The 1,197-nt window shown below is 66.8% G+C and carries 2 protein-coding genes; one reads left to right on the top strand and one right to left on the bottom strand.

From position 1 onward, the window contains the following. Positions 1 to 103 precede the first annotated feature (103 nt). Complete coding sequence (locus tag ACWEN3_RS46710) at positions 104 to 826, bottom strand: IS630 family transposase (RefSeq protein WP_452984544.1); 723 nt, start codon at positions 824 to 826, stop codon at positions 104 to 106. A gap of 240 nt (positions 827 to 1,066) precedes the next feature. Here ACWEN3_RS46710 and ACWEN3_RS46705 point away from each other — a divergent pair. After that, positions 1,067 to 1,197 (top strand): transposase (locus ACWEN3_RS46705; RefSeq protein WP_452984546.1); only part of this gene is annotated, 131 nt, incomplete at its 3' end.

The raw sequence follows: 1,197 nt of genomic DNA, 5'->3' as shown, positions 1-1,197 counted from the left end.
CGCCAGCCAGGCAGCGGCCGAACAAGTGAACCTGAAACCACGTCAACCCGCCCTGACCAGCTAGTCAGCCACTCCCACACAGCGGGGGAACCTCATGCGTTCCTCAAAGGAAGTACACATAGCGGCGGCGTAAACGCCTGGTGGGGGGTGCGGGTCTGCCCCAGATCCAGGGTCGGGCGCGGGCGTTCAGCTGGGCTGTGGCCACTTCGGTGGCGTGGGTGATGTGGTCGCGGTCGCCGAAGGAGCGTCCGGCCAGGGCGGTCTTGCGGAAGATGCGCCACCAGCCCTCTTGGAGGTTGAGCCAGCAGGCGCCGACCGGGATGAACACGTGTCTGATGCGGGGGTGGTCCTCGAGCCAGGCCCGGGTGGACACGCTGTTGTGCGAGGACAGATTGTCGGTGATCACATAGATGTCCCCGCCGGGGTTGGCGTCCTCGACCAGCTGAAGGAACTGCTGGTAGAAGGCGCTGTTGCGGGAGGTGGCGGTCATCGTGAGTTCCTGGCCGTCGCGGACGCGTAAGCCGCCGTAGACCCAGGTTTTCTCCGGTCCGCGGGAGTAGTCGATCTCGTTCTTGATGCGGTGTCCGTCCGGTGACCAGCCCGGTGCCGGCGGGAAGGTGCGGGGGATCACCGGGCCGAGCTCGTCGGCGCAGACGACCGTCGCGCCGGCGGGCGGGCTGGTGTAGAGCTCGACGATCCGCGTCCTTTTCCCTCGAAGTCCGCATCTCTCGAGCGCGTCCACGAGCGCGTGCGCCGTCTTCTGACTGCACCCGACCTGGTCAGCGATCTGCGGGACCAGCCAGCCGTCCCAGCTCAGCTCGACCATCCAGCACCGCTCCACCAGAACCTTCGGCGCCTTCCTGTCAGCCGCCAGGCGGTGGACCACCGCTTGCTCGCCCTCGTCACGGCTCGGCCGTGCCCTCAGCACCACTACCCAGCACCCGCCCCCGAGCACCCGCAACTGCCCCGCTATCAGCAGCTATACCCATCAAAAGCGGAATCCAGCACTAGGCGCTGTTTCTCGGATCTCCCTTCGTGAGTGAGGCGTTGGGGGCAGGCTGGCTGCATGGGACGCGGAGACCTGACGAATGCGGAGTGGGATCGGCTGGAGTCGTTCTTACCTCGCGGTGGTGCACGTGGGGGCCGGTGGAGCGATCACCGCCGGGTGATCAACGGGGTGTTGTACCGGGTCCGTAC

Source organism: Streptomyces sp. NPDC004561 (genome assembly GCF_053602155.1).
This window is presented reverse-complemented; position numbering and strand designations above follow the sequence as displayed.

Excerpts from the sequence above, each read along its gene's own strand:
- ACWEN3_RS46710 (WP_452984544.1), bottom strand. The coding sequence starts at position 826 with ATGGTCGAGCTGAGCTGGGACGGCTGGCTGGTCCCGCAGATCGCTGAC.